General features: G+C 71.8%; 20 protein-coding genes and 1 pseudogene. 6 read left to right on the forward strand and 15 right to left on the reverse strand.

The window, feature by feature from the left end; translation table 11 throughout:
• From ABZS40_RS25335 to ABZS40_RS25355, 5 genes and pseudogenes are all read right to left on the reverse strand, one after another.
• Positions 1-207 (reverse strand): hypothetical protein (locus tag ABZS40_RS25335; protein WP_354945968.1); only part of this gene is annotated, 207 nt, incomplete at its 3' end.
• Between the two features lie 683 nt (positions 208-890).
• Positions 891-1,457: a hypothetical protein gene (locus ABZS40_RS25340; RefSeq protein WP_354945970.1), complete on the reverse strand. Its 567-nt coding sequence runs from the start codon at positions 1,455-1,457 to the stop codon at positions 891-893.
• Positions 1,458-2,228: 771 nt separating this feature from the next.
• A pseudogene (locus ABZS40_RS25345) lies at positions 2,229-2,874 on the reverse strand (response regulator transcription factor).
• Positions 2,865-4,022 (reverse strand): histidine kinase, encoded by a 1,158-nt coding sequence (locus ABZS40_RS25350; protein WP_354945971.1) that lies wholly within the window; start codon positions 4,020-4,022, stop codon positions 2,865-2,867. Before ABZS40_RS25350 ends, ABZS40_RS25345 begins: the two are co-directional and overlap by 10 nt.
• A gap of 145 nt (positions 4,023-4,167) precedes the next feature.
• Positions 4,168-4,950, reverse strand: a complete 783-nt coding sequence (locus tag ABZS40_RS25355) for a DedA family protein (RefSeq protein ID WP_354945972.1) — start codon at positions 4,948-4,950, stop codon at positions 4,168-4,170.
• A gap of 100 nt (positions 4,951-5,050) precedes the next feature.
• Here ABZS40_RS25355 and ABZS40_RS25360 point away from each other — a divergent pair, with 100 nt between their 5' ends.
• Genes ABZS40_RS25360 through ABZS40_RS25375 form a run of 4 tightly spaced genes read left to right on the forward strand, consistent with a single transcriptional unit; the run spans position 5,051 to position 7,158 of the window.
• Positions 5,051-5,731 carry a carbon-nitrogen hydrolase family protein gene (locus tag ABZS40_RS25360; protein ID WP_354946067.1) on the forward strand — a complete coding sequence of 227 codons (681 nt, stop codon included), beginning with the start codon at positions 5,051-5,053 and terminating at the stop codon, positions 5,729-5,731.
• Positions 5,732-5,759: 28 nt separating this feature from the next.
• On the forward strand, positions 5,760-6,074 hold the full coding sequence (locus tag ABZS40_RS25365) for a VOC family protein (RefSeq protein ID WP_354945973.1): 315 nt from the start codon (positions 5,760-5,762) through the stop codon (positions 6,072-6,074).
• A gap of 50 nt (positions 6,075-6,124) precedes the next feature.
• Positions 6,125-6,625: a DinB family protein gene (locus tag ABZS40_RS25370; RefSeq protein ID WP_354945975.1), complete on the forward strand. Its 501-nt coding sequence runs from the start codon at positions 6,125-6,127 to the stop codon at positions 6,623-6,625.
• 8 nt (positions 6,626-6,633) lie between these two features.
• Positions 6,634-7,158, forward strand: a complete 525-nt coding sequence (locus ABZS40_RS25375) for a GNAT family N-acetyltransferase (RefSeq protein WP_354945977.1) — start codon at positions 6,634-6,636, stop codon at positions 7,156-7,158.
• On the opposite strand, the gene ABZS40_RS25380 is transcribed toward ABZS40_RS25375, so the two are convergent.
• The 6 genes from ABZS40_RS25380 to ABZS40_RS25405 all read right to left on the reverse strand — a co-directional run bounded on the left by ABZS40_RS25380 (position 7,148) and on the right by ABZS40_RS25405 (position 11,365).
• Complete coding sequence (locus ABZS40_RS25380; RefSeq protein WP_354945978.1) at positions 7,148-7,789, reverse strand: histidine phosphatase family protein; 642 nt, start codon at positions 7,787-7,789, stop codon at positions 7,148-7,150. The two genes, ABZS40_RS25375 and ABZS40_RS25380, sit on opposite strands and share 11 nt — an antisense overlap.
• A gap of 33 nt (positions 7,790-7,822) precedes the next feature.
• On the reverse strand, positions 7,823-9,280 hold the full coding sequence (locus tag ABZS40_RS25385) for a serine/threonine-protein kinase (RefSeq protein ID WP_354945979.1): 1,458 nt from the start codon (positions 9,278-9,280) through the stop codon (positions 7,823-7,825).
• Positions 9,281-9,378: 98 nt separating this feature from the next.
• Entirely contained in the window at positions 9,379-9,582 is a 204-nt protein-coding gene (locus ABZS40_RS25390) for a hypothetical protein (RefSeq protein ID WP_354945980.1), read from the reverse strand.
• Between the two features lie 2 nt (positions 9,583-9,584).
• The gene (locus ABZS40_RS25395) at positions 9,585-9,917 is read right to left on the reverse strand and encodes a substrate-binding domain-containing protein (protein WP_354945981.1); all 333 of its coding nucleotides are present in this window, start codon (positions 9,915-9,917) and stop codon (positions 9,585-9,587) included.
• A gap of 178 nt (positions 9,918-10,095) precedes the next feature.
• Positions 10,096-10,983 carry a helix-turn-helix transcriptional regulator gene (locus ABZS40_RS25400; protein WP_354945982.1) on the reverse strand — a complete coding sequence of 296 codons (888 nt, stop codon included), beginning with the start codon at positions 10,981-10,983 and terminating at the stop codon, positions 10,096-10,098.
• A 142-nt stretch (positions 10,984-11,125) separates the two neighbouring features.
• A complete protein-coding gene (locus tag ABZS40_RS25405; RefSeq protein WP_091406718.1) occupies positions 11,126-11,365 on the reverse strand; it encodes a DUF397 domain-containing protein in 240 nt (79 codons plus the stop codon).
• A 264-nt stretch (positions 11,366-11,629) separates the two neighbouring features.
• On the opposite strand from ABZS40_RS25405, the gene ABZS40_RS25410 reads away from it, so the two are divergent.
• Positions 11,630-12,280 carry a GGDEF domain-containing protein gene (locus ABZS40_RS25410; protein ID WP_354945983.1) on the forward strand — a complete coding sequence of 217 codons (651 nt, stop codon included), beginning with the start codon at positions 11,630-11,632 and terminating at the stop codon, positions 12,278-12,280.
• 30 nt (positions 12,281-12,310) lie between these two features.
• Here the strand turns inward: ABZS40_RS25410 and ABZS40_RS25415 are convergent, their stop codons facing one another.
• Genes ABZS40_RS25415 through ABZS40_RS25425 form a run of 3 tightly spaced genes read right to left on the reverse strand, consistent with a single transcriptional unit; the run spans position 12,311 to position 14,211 of the window.
• Positions 12,311-13,351 carry a phosphotransferase gene (locus tag ABZS40_RS25415; RefSeq protein WP_354945984.1) on the reverse strand — a complete coding sequence of 347 codons (1,041 nt, stop codon included), beginning with the start codon at positions 13,349-13,351 and terminating at the stop codon, positions 12,311-12,313.
• Between the two features lie 58 nt (positions 13,352-13,409).
• Positions 13,410-13,883 carry an SRPBCC family protein gene (locus ABZS40_RS25420; RefSeq protein WP_354945985.1) on the reverse strand — a complete coding sequence of 158 codons (474 nt, stop codon included), beginning with the start codon at positions 13,881-13,883 and terminating at the stop codon, positions 13,410-13,412.
• Positions 13,867-14,211, reverse strand: coding sequence for a metalloregulator ArsR/SmtB family transcription factor (locus ABZS40_RS25425; RefSeq protein WP_354945986.1), 345 nt, complete (start codon positions 14,209-14,211; stop codon positions 13,867-13,869). Before ABZS40_RS25425 ends, ABZS40_RS25420 begins: the two co-directional genes overlap by 17 nt.
• A gap of 162 nt (positions 14,212-14,373) precedes the next feature.
• Here ABZS40_RS25425 and ABZS40_RS25430 point away from each other — a divergent pair, with 162 nt between their 5' ends.
• A complete protein-coding gene (locus ABZS40_RS25430) occupies positions 14,374-15,009 on the forward strand; it encodes an NAD(P)H-dependent oxidoreductase (RefSeq protein ID WP_354945988.1) in 636 nt (211 codons plus the stop codon).
• A 77-nt stretch (positions 15,010-15,086) separates the two neighbouring features.
• Here the strand turns inward: ABZS40_RS25430 and ABZS40_RS25435 are convergent, their stop codons facing one another.
• A complete protein-coding gene (locus ABZS40_RS25435; protein ID WP_354945989.1) occupies positions 15,087-15,578 on the reverse strand; it encodes a type II toxin-antitoxin system PemK/MazF family toxin in 492 nt (163 codons plus the stop codon).
• Positions 15,579-15,584: the final 6 nt, after the last annotated feature.

The following is a 15,584-nucleotide window of genomic DNA, read 5'->3' on the forward strand; positions in this document are numbered from 1 at the left end:
GACCTGCCCGTCCTTCACGAACACCCGCTGACCACAACCCACAGCGCAGTACGGGCAGACGGACCGGGCCATCGAATCGGCGGTATCGGTACGGGAAGTGAGCGCGCGGGACCCGTCGGACTTCGCCGCGGCGCCCCGGCCCAGCGGGTCCGTGCCGGTGAGCTGGCGGTAGACCGGCCAACCCTCGATAAAGGTCCGTAGACCCAACCCCGACACCCCCTCCCACGCGAGCGACCCTCTGAACATAGGTCAACTGAGGCAGGTTCGCGAACCGGGGACGCAGACAGCGCCGCCCCCGGCCGGTAGGACGGGGGCGGCGCTGGCGTCGGTGTGCAGGTCGCCTCTCGGCGAGTGGCACGACGCGGCTCCAGCCGAACGGTATTCCGCGAAGGCGATATTAGGTGAGGCCCGGGGACACTGAGTCACACCGACACCCTCCACAACCAGCCCGCCACCCGCGTTGTTCCCCCGCCCCCGCCCCCGCCCCCGCCCTCGCCCTCGCCGGGCCGGGTGCCCTCAGGCCCATCGCTGCACCGCCGGTCGCCTCACGACCTCGACACCCGCCGTCGCGCCGCGTTTCGGCCATGCCCCCCGCGAGATCTTGGACAGTTTCCGTTCGCACGCAACGGAAAGTGTCCAAGATCTGCGGGCGGATGCGGGTTGGATGACGCGATCCCCATCCGCCGAGGGCCCGACGCCGCGCGCGGGACCTCTAGTTCAGCGGGCAGCGGCTGATGAACCGCGACCGGCGACCCGGCCACTACGCAAAGGCCGCTGGCCGGCACCCGGGTTGTGGGTGCCGGCCAACGGTCGGTGTCGTGCTGTGGTGCTGCGTGCTTGTCGTGCGCGTCCGTGTCGTGCCGTGCTCTCGCCGTGCGGGTGGTGCGGGGTCAGCTGTTCCAGTGCTGGGCGACCAGGTCGGTGGCCTGCTGCTCCCACTGGGCGTAGGCGTCCGGGTAGGCCGACACCTGCACCGTCTGCGCCGCGTCGGTCAGCGGCATGTCCTGCCACCCATCGACCTGCTTCAGACCCTTCAGGAACGCGGTCGTCGAGTAGGCGGGGTCGGTGATCTGCTCCGGCGTGCCCCAACCCGAGCTCGGGCGCTGCTGGAACAGGCCCAGCGAGTCGTGATCGTTCATGTCGCCGAGGTGGCCGAGGTTCTCCAGCTTGGACTCCTGCAGGCTCGTCGCGATCGAGATGACCGCGGCCCGCTCGGGCAGGCCGGCCTTCTTCGTGGCGGCGATGATGGCCTTGACGTTGGCGCTCTGCTCGTCGGTGAGGGTGATGTGGGACTGGTCGCCCTGCGGCTTCGGCGCCGACTGCTGCATGGTCACCGCGACCGGCTTGGCATCCACGGCCGGAGTAGCGGCGTGGGCGGCGATCGGACCGGCGAACACACCACCGGCGAACGCGAGACCAGCAACGGACAGCATGCTCTTACGGAAGATCGTGTTCATCAGGGGTAGCTCCTTCGGGGGTAGAACACCCGAACCGCCAAGGGGGCGGCGCCAGGGTGTGAGCACCTCGTCCGGCGCTGCACATGCAAGGGGAAAGTCTTTAGGGGGTGACGCCTGTCAGGCGTCGGGTCGGCGGCCTGGCGAGCAGGGGGCTCGTGGCGCCGGGTCCAGATATAACGACCCGGGGGCCGGAGTCATTCCGGGGGCGGCCCATCCAGCCGGCACCCTCAACGAGGCGGTGCCAGGCGGTCGTTCGCGGGGACTGCAACGACCCGGGGGCCGAGGTCATTCCGGGGGCGGCCCATCCAGCCGGCGCCGTCGTCGCGGCGGTGCCAGGCGGTCGTTCGTGGGGACTGTAACGACCCGGGGGCCGAGGTCATTCCGGGTGGCCCACCTGCCGGCACCCTCAACGAGGCGGTGCCCGTCGGTCGTTCGCGGGGGGACTGCAACGACCGTGTGCGGGCTGGCATGCCAACCTGCGCGACCAACCCCCGCGGGTCGGGCCGGGGTCGGTGGTACTGCGATCGTCAGGATATGTAACGACCCCGACCCCGCCATGATTCCGGCCCGGAGGTGCGCCCGGTCACCACCCACAACCACCCACCAACGGCCAAACCACCCACGCCGCGTCCACGGCGTCGAACCGGCCCTCACTCGGGTGTGATCCACTCGGGTTCACGGAAGTCGGGGCATCCCAGACGCCGCCCGGACACCCCGACATCCAAGAAACCCGAGTCGATCAGGTGGGCTCCGCCCGCGCGGCTCGGCGGATCAGGTGCTCAGGTAGCGCAGGACCGCGAGGATTCGTCGGCTGTAGCCAGTGGTGCGCGTGAGGTCAAGTTTTGTCGAAGATGGCGTTGACATGCTTCTCGACCGCGCTCTGCGATACGTGCAGCCGCTGGGCGATGGCGAGATTCGTGTGCCCCTGGGCCATCTCGTGCAGTACGTCCCGTTCCCGTGGCGTGAGCCGACCGAACGGGTCGGGCCGGTCCGAGCCGGCCACCACCTGCCGGACCACCTCCGGGTCGAGGGCGGTGCCTCCGGCGGCGACCCGGCCGAGTGCGTCGAGGAAGTCGTCAACCTGGGCGACCCGGTCCTTGAGCAGGTAGCCGACCCCCTCGGGACGGTCCGCGAGCAACCGCCCGGCGTAACGCCGCTCCACGTACTGGGAGAGCACGAGGACGCCGGTGTCGGGCCACCGACGACGGATCTCCAGGGCGGCCCGTAGCCCGTCATCGGTGTGGTTGGGTGGCATCCGGACGTCGGTGACGACCACGTCGGGACGGGATCGTCCGACCGCCTCGACAAGCTGGTCGGCGGTCCCCACCGCCGCGAGCACCTCATGATCCTCGTCGGCGAGCAGCCGCGTTAGGCCCTCCCGGAGCAGCGTCGAGTCTTCGGCGAGGACTAGTCGCACGGCAGCTGCGCCAGCACGGTCGTCGGACCGCCGGCCGGGCTGTTCACCAGCAGGCGGCCGTCCAGCGCGGCGACCCGCCGCGCCAGCCCGGACAACCCGCGCCCGGTCGGTTCCGCCCCGCCGACGCCGTCGTCGTGCACGCGCATCCGGATCCACCCATCCCGTACTCCGATTTCGACAGTGACCAGGGTAGCGGCGGCGTGCTTCGCGGCGTTGGTGAGCGCCTCGCAGGCCACGAAGTACAGCACCGTCTCGACCTGCCGCTCGGGGCGGACCGGCAGCTCGCAGCGGATCCGCACCGGCACCTCGGATCCGCGGGCGACGATGGCCAGGACCTCGCCCAGATCGCTGTCGTCCAGTGCTGACGGGTAGACCCGCCACGCCACCTCGCGCAACTCTTCGATGGCCCGCTGCACGTCCTCGTGTGCCTGCGCGAGCAGTGCGTGTGTGCGGTCGGCGTCGCGGGCGCGGCGGGCCCGGCCGAGCAGCATGCCGAGGGCGACCAGCCGCTGTTGGAGGCCGTCATGCAGGTCGCGTTCGATGCGCTGCCGTTCGGCGTCAACGGCGGCGATGACCCCGGCCCGACTGAGGGTCAGCTCGTGGACCCGCCGCGTCAGCTCCGCCCGACTGCCCGGCCCGAGCAGTCGTCGCGCCAGCCGGATGTCCAGCGCGGCAATGCTGGCAACGGCCTGAACGTTGAGCAGTAACAGCACCGCCCCGACGGCGATCTGGGACAGGGCGTCGAGAAGGGTCAGCTCTCCGCGTACCGCCGCGCGCAGCACGATCCCGGCCAGCACCACGCCGACGCCGAGCACCGCGTATGCCAGCAGGGCGAGCGTGCCGGGTAACAGTCGGGCGGCCAGGTAGCCGATCTGCCGCCGGGTCGCCACGGCGTTCGGCACGGGCAGATCCTCAGCGGCGAGCAGCCCGGCGAGGCGGCGATGTTCCATCCGTACCAGCCGGCTCCCGTACCGGTCGGTCAGGCCGGCAACCCGACGGCCGGCCGCAGGCGCGAGCACGCGCACGCTGATTGCGGCGGCCGCGACGACGAGGAAGGCGAACTCGACGGCGGCCGTCGCGATCCCGACGGCAACGCCGAGAGGCAGCCGGAGCCGAAGCCACCATTTGTCGGTTCGCCGCTCCCCCACCACCTCTCCCCCTCCCGCACCGAGTCTGTTCCCCCCGGGTCTGCGTCATCTGACCCGCCCGCCCACAGGCAAACCCGGGTGGCGCGTGGGGTGAAGCCGAGCCGCGTGGGGTGAAGCCGAGCAGAGGAAACCAGAGGAGGGCTGGCTAGCGCTCGTCCGAGGCCCAGGTTCCGCTTCGGTACAGGGTGCCGCGACCGCCCGGGTCGGGCACCCCGTTCAGGTCGCTCTGCTCGGGCTCGGTCGGCTCGGGGTTCCGGACGGCGCGGCGGGCTTTCAGCACGCGGGACCCGACGAACCAGGCGGCCGCCGCCACGCAGACCACGATCACCACTTTCTGGAGCGTGCCGACGTACCCCTCGACGAGGTGCCAGTTGTCGCCCAGCAGGTAGCCGGCGAGCACGAAGGTGGTGTTCCAGATCAGGCTGCCCAGCGTGGTGTAGAGCAGGAACGTGGTCACCGGCATCCGCTCCACGCCGGCCGGAATGGAGATCAGACTCCGGAAGATCGGGATCATCCGGCCGAAGAAGACCGCCTTCACACCGTGCCGCAGGAACCACGCCTCGGTCCGATCCACGTCGCTCAGCTTGACCAGTGGAAGCCGGGACACGATGGCGCGCATCCGGTCACGCCCCAGGGCCGCGCCGATCAGATAGAGCGCGAGCGCGCCCACCACCGAGCCCAGCGTGGTCCAGAAGATCGCACCGACCAGACTCATCCGTCCCTGCGCGGCGACGAAACCGGCCAGCGGCAGGATCACCTCACTGGGGATCGGCGGGAAGAGGTTCTCCAACGCCACCGCCAGGCCGGCACCGGGCCCACCGAGTCGTTCCACCAGGTCAGTGACGTAGCCGACGATCCCGTCCTGTGGTGGCTCCGCTGCGGCGGCGGGGGTTCCGGTGGCGAACACGGCGTGGGACGTTCGAATCATGCGCCCACGTTACGAAGTCATCCTGAGAGCCGACCATGGGGCCGACCGCCCGACCGCGCGGGTAGACCACACCGGCAAGGGTGCGGAAAGCCGCACCCCGCTGCGGCTCGCGGTGGTCCAGCCGCCGTGCCTACCCCTGGATGTCGTGGCAAACGCGCGGGCGCACGCCGCCGCGGTCCGCGCGGCGCGCGCCCGGGTGGTGGTCTTTCCAGAGCTGTCGCTGACGGGGTACGAGTTGGAAGCGCCGGTCGTGTCGGCCGATGACCCGCGGTTGGCGCCGCTGGTGGAGGCGTGCGCCGACGCGGGTGCGCTGGCCCTGGTCGGCGCGCCGGTCGTCGGCGACCACATCGCGATGCTGGCGGTGACCGGCGGCGGTGCGACGGTGGCGTACCGGAAGATGTGGCTGGGGGACGCGGAGGCCCGCCGGTTCCGGCCCGGCGATGCCCCGGTCGTGCTCGTTGTCGACGGTTGGCGGGTGGGGCTGGCGATCTGCAAGGACACCGGCGTGGCCGCGCACGCGGAGCGGACTGCCGCGCTCGGGATCGACGTGTACGCGGCGGGCGTCCTGGAGTCGGCCCGCGACGCCGCCGTGACGGACCAGCGGGCGCACCGGATCGCCACCGCGCACCGGGTCTGGGTGGCGGTGGCGAGCTTCGCCGGGTCGACCGGCGGTGGCTACATCGAGGCGGCGGGGCTCTCGGGCGTCTGGACGCCGAACGGCGAGGTGTACGCCCGCGCGGGCACCGAGCCGGGCGAGTCGGTCAGCGCCAGCATCGGCTGACTGGTGCTTGCCGACCACTTCTCCGGCCGTGCCGACTGAACGACGACGCCTGGCACCGTACCCGCTGCCGGAGTTGGCCGCCGAGGCCGCGCCGGGAGCGCCGGCTCCGGCCGGTGGTTGGTCCGGCGTCACCCTGGCCTGCAATGTCGACAGCCCCGAGCAGGTCGACGCGGCCTTCGCGGCGGCCGTCGCGGCGGGGGCGACTGTGGTGGCGCAGCCGACCGACCGGTCCTGGGGTGGGCGCTCGGGCTACATCGCCGACCCGGAGGGCAACCGCTGGGAGATCGCCTGGGCGGGCACCGCCCGCTTCGACGAGCGCGGCGCCCTTCTCTCCTTTGGCTGAGTGTGCTGTTCTGTTTGCGCGGCGGCGATGGACCTTGAAATGCTTCGGGAATGACCTCCTTTCCCCCGACCTTCGCCGACGATGTCGTCGGACAGTCAGCCCAGACGCAATTCGAGGCGTTCATCGACGAGCACCGCGGGGCGCTCAACGGCTACCTGGACGGGCTGACCGAGGAGCAGGCGCGCCGGTCGTTGGTGCCGTCCCGGACGACGCTGCTGGGTCTGGTGAAGCACGCCGCGTTCGTGGAGAAGGTCTGGTTCGACGAGGCCGTCACCTGCCGGCCACGCTCCGAGATCGGCATCCCGGCCACGCCGGACGAGTCGTTCATCCTCGACGACGACGACACGATCGCCTCGATCCAGCGAGCGCACCGCGAGGCGTGCGAGGCCTCTCGCCGCGCGACGGCGTCGCTGGGCCTGGACGACGTGCTGCGCGGCAACCGGCGCGGGCCGCTGCCGCTGCGCTGGGTCTACCTGCACGTGCTGCGCGAGATGGCCCAGCACTGCGGGCACGCCGAGATCCTGCGCGAGCAGATCCTGGCCGCCGAATAGCACGCCGAATGCCCGAGGTGGTCGAGCCCACCGTCCGCCTGCACGCCGCCTGGCTGGAGGCGCACGACGAGTGGGGCCCCGGTCTCCACGAGGACGGTTTCGGGCTGCGGTCGACCGACGACGTGCGCTCGCCGGAGGGGTTCGCGGCCTGGGTGACCCGGCTGGCCGACCAGTCGGATCCGGCGGCGTCGTTGGATGCGGGTCGCGTGCCGTGCACGTACCGGTGGATCGTCGAGGACGACCGGGTGCTCGGCGGGATCGCGCTACGCCACGAGCTCGACGACTACCTGCTGCGGGTTGCCGGCCAGATCGGTTACGGCATCCGACCGTCCGCGCGACGTCGAGGGCTGGCAAGCTGGGCGCTCGGCCTGATCCTCGCTGAGGCGCGGGCGCTCGGGTTGGATCGGGTGCTGCTGGTCTGCGAGGCGGGCAACGCCGCGTCGTCGAGGACGATCGAGCGTTGCGGCGGTGTCCTGGAGGGCATCCGGGACACCGACCTCGGCCCGGCACGGCGGTACTGGATCACGCTTTAGCCCACCCGCCGTTGTCGGCGAAGCGACGCAGCGTCCAGCGGGCCGGCGGCCAACCGCCGGGGTCGTGGTCGGTGGTCCATTCGGTGATCGAGGCCGGGGGCACGTCCAGGTCGAACGCCCGGAAGACCGGCTGCGCGCCGAGCGCGTGGAAGGCGCCCTCCACGGTCTCGCTGTGGCCGACCAGGACCACTGTGGAGCCCCGGTGCCGGTGGGCGATCTCCATGATCGCGCGGCTGACGCGGACCACCAGTTCGGCCCAGCTCTCGTTGCCCTCCTCGAAGGGTCGGAACACGCCGCCACCGGCCACCGCGTGGTCGGTGCGGAAGAGGGCGGTCGGCAGGCCGTCGGCGTACGGGGGCGTGTGCCAGGTGCAGAGACCGCAGTCGGCCACGGGTCGGACGCCGAACGCCGCGCCGATCGGTTGCGCGGTCTCGACGGCCCTGCGCAGCACGGACGAGTAGACCGCCACCGGCCCGGCGGCGGTGACCTCACTGGTGAGCCGGTTGGCCAGGTCGGTTGCCTGCTCGTGGCCGAGGGCGGTGAGACCCCGACAGCCACGTGGCCCACCGACGATTCCTTCGAGCTGGTGGACCGACTCACCGTGTCGCACGAAGATCAGACGTGTCCGCATCGGGACATCATGCCAGCGGTATCGACGGGGATATCAGTCGTCCGTACGGCTGGTGGAGAAGCTGCCGGCCTGGTTGAGCAGAGCGTCCAGTTTCGCGCCCGTCTGCGCTGGTAGGCGGCCCCGCCGCACCAGCTCGGCGATGTGGTCCCGGAGGTCGGCGACGCGCTCGGCGCGGTCCCTGGTGCGGCGGTTGAGGTCGGCGAGGTCGTCACGCAGATCCTCGGCGGTCTTGGGGTCGACGTCGCCGCGGGCGACCGCGGTGGCGAGGACGGCGGCGAACTCGCTGCTCACCTCGCGAAAGCTGACCGGTAGCTGCTGCCCGACGGTCGGGGGCGCGGTGCTGGCGGTGGGGCGTGGTGGGGGCGGTGCGGCCGGCGTCGGCGAGTGTGTCGTGGGCGCGGGGGCCGGGGCGGAGGTCGACGGCGCGGCCGCGATCTCGGCCGGGTCGGGTGTGCCCGGGTTGCCGAGCGGATTCTCCACGAACAGGACGCCGACGCCGATCAGCACGGCGAGCACGGCCGCGACGAGCACGGCGAGGGGCCGACGCGATCGGCGTCGGGCCGGTGCGGCGGTTACCGGGGCGGGGCGGGCCACCACCGACCGGTCGATCAGGGTGGGCGGGTGGGCGGCCGGCCGGATGCGCAGCAGCTCGGTGGGCGGCTCGACCGGCTGACCGGCGCCGAAGCGGCGGGCCAGATGCGCGGCGCTCGGCCGGTCGGCCGGATTGGCGGCCAGGCAGGCGACGGTCAGCTCGGCGATGTCGGCGGGAAGGCCGGGCACCCGCAGCGGCGGCACCGGGGTGCCCCGCCGGTGCACCTCCAGCGCGTCCTCCCAGCTCTGCACGGGCAGCGGCGCCCGCCCGGTGAGGGTGCGGTAGAGCAGTGCGCCGAGGGCGTACACGTCGCTCGCCGGGTCGGGCGGGCCGGCGGTCAGTCGTTCCGGGGCGAAGTAGGCGGGGGTGCCCATCAGCGGTTCGCCGGACTGGCTGTCGAGGCCGCCGAGCGCGGCGATGCCGAAGTCGAGCACCTTGGCGCCGGTGTCGGTGAGCATGACGTTGCCGGGCTTGACGTCGCGGTGCACGACGCCGATGCGGTGCGCGGCGGCCAGCGCGGCGGCGATCTGCCCGGCCACCCGGACCGCCTCCGGCCAGGGCAGCGGCCCGTTCCGCAGCCGGTCGGCCAGGTTGTGACCGTCGACGAGTTCCATCACCAGGTACGGGACCACGACGCCGCCGGCCAGGGTCGCCTCGGCGTAGTCGTACACCTGGGTCACGTGTGGGTGGGTCAGCCGGGCGGCCGCGCGGGCCTCGCGTTGGATGGTGGCCCGCAGCTGTGGGTCGGTGGCGAACTGACCGGCGAGCACCTTGATCGCGACCGGCCGACCGAGCACCTCGTCGTCGCCTCGCCACACCTCGGACATGCCACCGAGACCGATCCGCTCGTGCAGTACGTAGCGGTCGTGGAGGCGGAGAGTGGGCGTGAGCGGCGACATGGCTTCACCAGTCTGCCTGGCAACACCGCCCTCGACCACTCTGCGTGCCCGGACCCACACTGTTCGTCCCGTGCGTACCGGAATGGGATTGGTGCGGGTCAGGAGCAGCGCGGGCTGGCGGGCAGCGGTCGCGGCTGGATGCGGTCGGCGAGCCGGCGCAGGGCGAGGGCGGTGGCCTGCCGGGTCGGGGCGAGCAGTGCCCGACGGGGGTGTTCGACCTGGACCGGAGCGTCCGGTCGGGCCGAGGTGATGTGCCGGTTCATGGCGTCGAGCGCGGTGATGTATCCGGTGGGAAGTTCCATGGTCAACTCCTCGGGACGGGTCCGGTGGAGCCCCGGACGACAAGTTCGGTGGGCAGCAGCACGTGACCTGCCGCAGCGTCCGCGGGCGGGTCGAGCAGCAGTTCGGCGGCGATGCGGCCCTTCTCCTCGGCCGGTTGCCGAACGGTGGTGAGGCCGGCCGCGGCGGCCTCGGCGACGTCGTCGAAGCCGGTCACCGAGACGGTGGGGCGATCATGGGCCGGCCGTGCCGCCAGGGCGTCCAGCACACCGAGCGCGAGGACGTCGGAGCCGGCCAGCACGGCGGTCGGCGGTGCGGGTTGGTCGAACAGCCCGGCGATGGCTGCGGCGTCGGTCAATACGTGAGCCGGAAGCGCGCTGCGGGTGCCGGGGCGGTCAGGGCAGACGGGCGACGGCACCGTACATGCTCACGTCGACCGCCGACGGGCGCCGCCGCGACTCGCTCTCGGCCCGCCACTCGGCGACCGAGGTGATGTCCACGGTCGTCGACCATGCTGGGGCCGTCGCGGTCTGGCGTCAGGCCGGGTAGAGGTCGTCCAGCAGGCCGCCGAGGATCTCCGCCGTACGCTCCGGCGGCTCGGCCTCGACGCAGAGCCGCTCCATGGCCACCGCGTAGTAGTCCAGATCGTCGCGCTTGTCGAGGTAGATGGCGCTGGTGAGCTGTTCGATGTAGACGATGTCCGGAAGCTCCTGGTCGCCGAAGCGCAGGATGGTGAAGGCGCCACCGGCCGCGGCGTGGCCACCGGCGGCGAACGGGATGACCTGGAGCCGGATGTGCGGCGACTTGGTCGCCTCGATGAGCGCGGTGAGCTGGCCACGCATGACCTCGGCGCCGCCGATGGGCCGGCGCAGGGCCGCCTCGTCCACCACGGCCCAGAGCTGCGGCGGGTTCTGCCGCTGGAGCAACTGTTGACGCTGCATCCGCAGCGCGACGCGCCTGTCGATCTCACCCGGACCGGCCGCGCCGTGCCCGAGCAGCACGACCGCCCGGGCGTACTCCCGGGTCTGCAGGAGGCCGGGCACGAACTGCACCTCGTAGCTGCGGATCAGCGCGGCGGCGGCCTCCAGGCCCAGGTACGACTGGAACCAGGACGGCAACACGTCGCCGTAGCGGTGCCACCAGCCGGGGTTGTTCGCGTCCCGTGCGAGCTTGAGCAGCGCGTCGCGCTCGTGGTCCTCGGTGACGCCGTAGAGGGTCAACAGGTCGGCGACGTCGCGCTCCTTGAAGCCGACCCGGCCCAGCTCCATCCGACTGATCTTGGATTCGGAGGAGCGGATCTCCCAGCCGGCGCCCTCCCGGGTCACCCCGCTGGACTCCCGGAGTCGGCGCAGTTGGGCGCCGAGCAGCATGCGCAGCACTGTCGGCCCGGTTGTCGGGCCACCCTCGGCGGGAACCATCGTCACGTGCGGACCTCCGGACACCGACCCACGACGGCCGGGCGCCCCGGCCCGGCCGACGTGTAAGCATGCCATGGACCGACAGTGAGGTGAACTCCTCCGCGCCGGTGAATCAGTCCCGTCACCGGGACGACCCACCCCCGGACGGTCAGTTGATCAGATGGTCGAAATCTCCGTCCCGCGCACCGAGAACGAAGGCGGCGATCTCGTCCACTGTGTAGATCAGCGCCGGCCCCTCCGGGTGTCGGGAGTTGCGGACCGCGATGCCCGCTCCCTCGGGCAGTTCGGCCAGTTCGACGCAGTTGCCGCTGGGGTTGCTGCGGCGACTCTTCTGCCAGCTCAGCGGAGGCAACTGGTGGATCGGTACGCCATTGGGTGGCTGCTGCATGGGGGCGTCTTTCTGTTACGAGCCCGCCGGTGGCCGTGGGAGGAGCGGTGACGGCGAGGGGGTGCGGTATCGACACTGGACGGTTCTGCACGTGCATCTGCTATTGCATCTGCATCCGACGGCGAGCATGATAACGCACAAGATCGGTGCCCATCCGTTCACTTTGTGTTACCCCCACACGGGCAACGATCAGGCAAAACTGGGCCCGACGCGGCGCGCCGCGTCAACCGAAGGCTGGAGGCGGTTGCGGCGATGGGAGGGTTCGTGCCGGATCCGATGAGTGTCGCCTCCGGCGTCTGCGCGGCCGGCGCGCTGCTCTCCTCCTGGCAACTACGCCGACGGGCGGTGCGCGCCGAGGCCGAGATCGGCAACCTCCAGGCCGAGTTGGCCGCCGAACGGCACGCCGCCAGTCACGACCCGCTCACCGGGCTGCCCAATCGCCGCGCCTTCTACCGCCTGGCGGCCGCCCTGCTCACCGACGCCGCCGGCCAGCCGCTGATCGCCGTGGTGCTCGACCTGGACGACTTCAAGCAGATCAACGACCGGTACGGGCACGCCGCCGGCGACCAGGTGCTGATCAGTGTGGCCGAGCGGCTCGCCGGCTTCGCCGGTGACAATCTCGTGGCCCGCCTCGGTGGCGACGAGTTCGCCGGGTTGCTCTCCAGCCCCACCGTCGACCGGCGCTGGATCGAGCACTCGACCCGCCGGCTCAGTGAGACCGTCGCCGCGCCGATCCGGTTGAGCGGGTGCAGCGTCCGGGTCACCGCCTCCGTCGGGCTCGCCCCGGTGACCGGCCCGGCCCAGCTCACCGACGCGCTCAGCCGCGCCGACGCGGCCATGTACCAGGCGAAGAGCCTCGGTGGCGCCCGGTCGCCCCGCCAACTGGTCGACAGCGCGTTCCTCGCGGAGCGCTGACCGTTCAGCCCCGCCCCCGCAGAGTGGCCACTATGGACGGATGCCGGGCCCGCGCCGCGGGTCGAGACCGCGCACCGCCGCGTCGGCGAGGGTGACCAGACCCACCGGTGACACCAGACCCCGCACGATCCGCGCGGCACGAGCCCGGTCGGCCGCCTCGGCGTCGAGGTCCAACGCCTGTCGGGTCCAGTCGCTGACATCGTCGAGCGCGCGGACCGCGACGAACCAGGCCAGGCGCACCGGGTCGACGTCGGTCCCGCCATAGCCGGCGAGCACGGCCTGCTGCTGCTCGACAGTGATCGGCGCGAAGGCGAGCACCCCGCCGAGGACGAACATGATGTCGCACTCGGGCGGGGCGAGCACAGCGTCGTCCCAGTCGATCAGCCAGACCTGCCCGTCCGCGCCGAGCAGCAGGTTGCCCAGGTGCGGGTCACCGTGACAGACGACTGTCGGGCCGGGCCGGTCGCGTTGGTCGACGGCGCGGCGCTCGACCTTCCGGGTCAGGGCCCCCAGCCGGTCGGCCACCGCCGACCACACCCCTGCCAGCTCCGCCACCAGCGGGTCCGCGAGGTCGGCCGGGGCCGGGTCGCGCAGCCGCGCGGCGATCGCCCGGGTCGCGGTCACGATCGAGGGGTACGCGGCACCGCCCGCCGGTAGCAGCCGGCTCAGCTCGTCGGTCACCGGCACCGCGTGCACGGCGGCCAGCACCTCGCCGTACGCGCGCCAGTGCGCGCCGGTCATCGGGCCTTCGAGCGCCCGCTGGTCGGAGACCCACGGCACCACCGAGAGGCGGCGGCCGTCGTGGTCGATGAACAACCGTCCGTCGGCGGCCCGCAGCGGCGCGGCGATGCCCGGCACCCCCTGCTCGGCCAGGTACGTCGTCACGACCAGGCCGGCCGGGGTGCCGCCGCCGCTCAGCTTGACCGCGTACCGACCGCCGTCGGCGCTCCGGGCCAGCCACAGGCGAGCGTGCTCGTCCGCGCCGGAGGTGACGTGCTCCATCGTGGACAATCGCAGACCGAAGCCCGTCCGCACCTGCTCGGCCACCTGCCGTGCGACGTCCTGCACCATGCGGACACCATGCCAGCGCTCCGGCCACCGACCCAGCGATTTTGCCTGTCGCGGCCGCTCAGCGCAGCGTGGCCAGGTGGCGGTCCAGCGCGGCGTACGACTCGGCGGCACCCTGCGTCATACCGGAGTCGACCATCCCGTCGCGCTCCGCAGTGGTGTCGAAGCGGGTGGTGCTCGTGATGGTGGTGCGCCCCTCCTGTTCGGTGAAGACCACCGTCTCCACAGCGACATGGCCTGGCATTCCCTCGAACTCGAAGGTCTGCACGAGACGCTCGGGAACGACGATCTCCCGGTACTCACCGCGGAAGGCGTAGTCGTTGCCGTCCGTGGCGTGCTCGACGAACCGGTAGCCACCGCCCACCCGAAAGTCGATCTCGACGTCCAGTGGGTTGCCCCGCCCCCACCACTGCCTGAGGTGCTCGGCCCGGGTGTGCGCGGCGTAGACCAGCTCGCGGGGCGCGTCGAACGTCCGGGTGAGGGTGATCTCCCGGTCGGACGGCAGGTCGATCGTCAGGTCAGGGACCTTGTTCATGGCGGGTCTCCTTCAGGTCGCGTAGGTAGTCGTCCAGGGTGTCGTAACGGTCGTTCCAGAGCCGGTGGTACTGGTCGACCCACTCGGCGAGCGTCCGCAGCGGCGCCGGGTCGAGCCGGCAGCGACGCCACTGCGCCTCGCGGGTCCGCACGATCAGCCCGGCACGCTCCAACACCGAGAGGTGCTTGGAGATCGCCTGGACGCTGATCGGGAACGGCGCCGCCAGCTCGTTGACCGTCGCGTCGCCGGTTGCCAACCGGGCCAGGATCGCCCGCCTGGTCGGATCAGCGAGGGCGGCGAACACGGCGCTGAGAGGATCTGCGGTCATGTGTCTCTTTCAACCAACTCGTTAATCAACTGTGAGGTTGAATATACAGGTCGTCGTGGTTGCGTCAAGAACTTTCGTCGCCCAAACCGGGCAGAGGTGTTCCGGCAGGCCGGCTGGGTATGGGAAACCAGCACCCCTTCAGGACCGCCGAGAGGAACCGACGTGGCGAGCATCCGCGCCCTCGTACTCAACTGCACCCTCAAGCCGTCGCCGGCGCCGTCGAGCGCCGAGCAGCTCGGTCGGGAGGTGCTCACCGAGCTGGCCACGCAGGGCGTGGAGGGCGAGATGATCCGGGTGGTCGATCACGACGTGCGCTTCGGGGTGTCCACCGACGAGGGCGACGGCGACGGTTGGCCGACGATCCGCGCCAAGCTGATGACAGCCCAGGTGCTGATCATCGCCACGCCGATCTGGCTCGGCCAGCCCTCCAGCGTCTGCAAGATGGTCCTCGAACGCCTCGACGCTGAACTATCCGAGACCGACGCCGAGGGCCGCCTGCGCACCTACGGCAAGGTCGCCGGTGTCGCAGTGGTCGGCAACGAGGATGGCGCCCACCACACCATCGGCGAGGTGCAGCAGGCGCTCAACGAGGTCGGGTTCACCATCGCCGCCGCCGCCGCGACCTACTGGGTCGGCGAGGCGCTACACACAGTGGACTACCGCGACGCCGGCCCCAAGCCCGACACCACCGGCCGCACCACGAAGGCCCTGGCGCTCAACACCGCACACCTGGCCCGGCTCCTCGCCGACCAGCCGTACCCGCCGCCGGACGCGAAAGGTGCCGCGAGCCGCGAATAGACCTCACCGCCAGCGCGTCACTGCCCGGGCTCCCCCATCGCTGGGACAGCCCGCTACCGATCCGCCCCCGGGCGCGGTCAGCGCCAGCCGTAGCCGGCGCGCAACGCCTGCCCGACCCGGTCGAACCGGGGCCGATCCAACACGGCGCCCTCCCGGCGGATGCTGTCCTCGCGCATGGTGAGCACCCGGTCCAGCCGGACCCAGCTCGGCCGATTGTCGCGGTCCCACTCACCCGGCCCGAGCGCGAACCAGTGCCGCTGCCCGTCCCGCTCGCCCTGGCTGGACAGCATCAACCCGAACAGGGTCCGGCTGTGCCGCCCGACGACCAGCACCGGCCGGTCCTTGCCCTGGCGCGGGTCGTCCTCGTACGGCACCCACGTCCAGACGATCTCGCCCGGGTCGGCCTGACCGTCCCGTTCCGGAGCGTAGGTCAGCTCCCGACGCTGCAACGCGCTCACCTGACGGCGGCGGGCCACCTGCGCGGGCGCCGGCCCGGTACGCCGGGGCGACGGGATCACCGCGCCGACCCGAGAGATACGCGCCGCGACATTCCTCAACAGACCAGCCACGGCGGG

Origin of the sequence: Micromonospora sp. NPDC005324, assembly GCF_040607155.1 — a bacterium.
In the GTDB taxonomy this organism is placed as follows: Bacteria; Actinomycetota; Actinomycetes; order Mycobacteriales; family Micromonosporaceae; genus Micromonospora; species Micromonospora trifolii.

Excerpts from the sequence above, each read along its gene's own strand:
- ABZS40_RS25340 (WP_354945970.1), bottom strand. The coding sequence starts at position 1,457 with ATGAACACGATCTTCCGTAAGAGCATGCTGTCCGTTGCTGGTCTCGCG.
- ABZS40_RS25355 (WP_354945972.1), bottom strand. The coding sequence starts at position 4,950 with ATGATTCGAACGTCCCACGCCGTGTTCGCCACCGGAACCCCCGCCGCC.
- ABZS40_RS25370 (WP_354945975.1), top strand. The coding sequence starts at position 6,125 with ATGACCTCCTTTCCCCCGACCTTCGCCGACGATGTCGTCGGACAGTCA.
- ABZS40_RS25375 (WP_354945977.1), top strand. The coding sequence starts at position 6,634 with ATGCCCGAGGTGGTCGAGCCCACCGTCCGCCTGCACGCCGCCTGGCTG.
- ABZS40_RS25380 (WP_354945978.1), bottom strand. The coding sequence starts at position 7,789 with ATGCGGACACGTCTGATCTTCGTGCGACACGGTGAGTCGGTCCACCAG.
- ABZS40_RS25385 (WP_354945979.1), bottom strand. The coding sequence starts at position 9,280 with ATGTCGCCGCTCACGCCCACTCTCCGCCTCCACGACCGCTACGTACTG.
- ABZS40_RS25390 (WP_354945980.1), bottom strand. The coding sequence starts at position 9,582 with ATGGAACTTCCCACCGGATACATCACCGCGCTCGACGCCATGAACCGG.
- ABZS40_RS25405 (WP_091406718.1), bottom strand. The coding sequence starts at position 11,365 with ATGCAGCAGCCACCCAATGGCGTACCGATCCACCAGTTGCCTCCGCTG.
- ABZS40_RS25415 (WP_354945984.1), bottom strand. The coding sequence starts at position 13,351 with ATGGTGCAGGACGTCGCACGGCAGGTGGCCGAGCAGGTGCGGACGGGC.
- ABZS40_RS25420 (WP_354945985.1), bottom strand. The coding sequence starts at position 13,883 with ATGAACAAGGTCCCTGACCTGACGATCGACCTGCCGTCCGACCGGGAG.
- ABZS40_RS25425 (WP_354945986.1), bottom strand. The coding sequence starts at position 14,211 with ATGACCGCAGATCCTCTCAGCGCCGTGTTCGCCGCCCTCGCTGATCCG.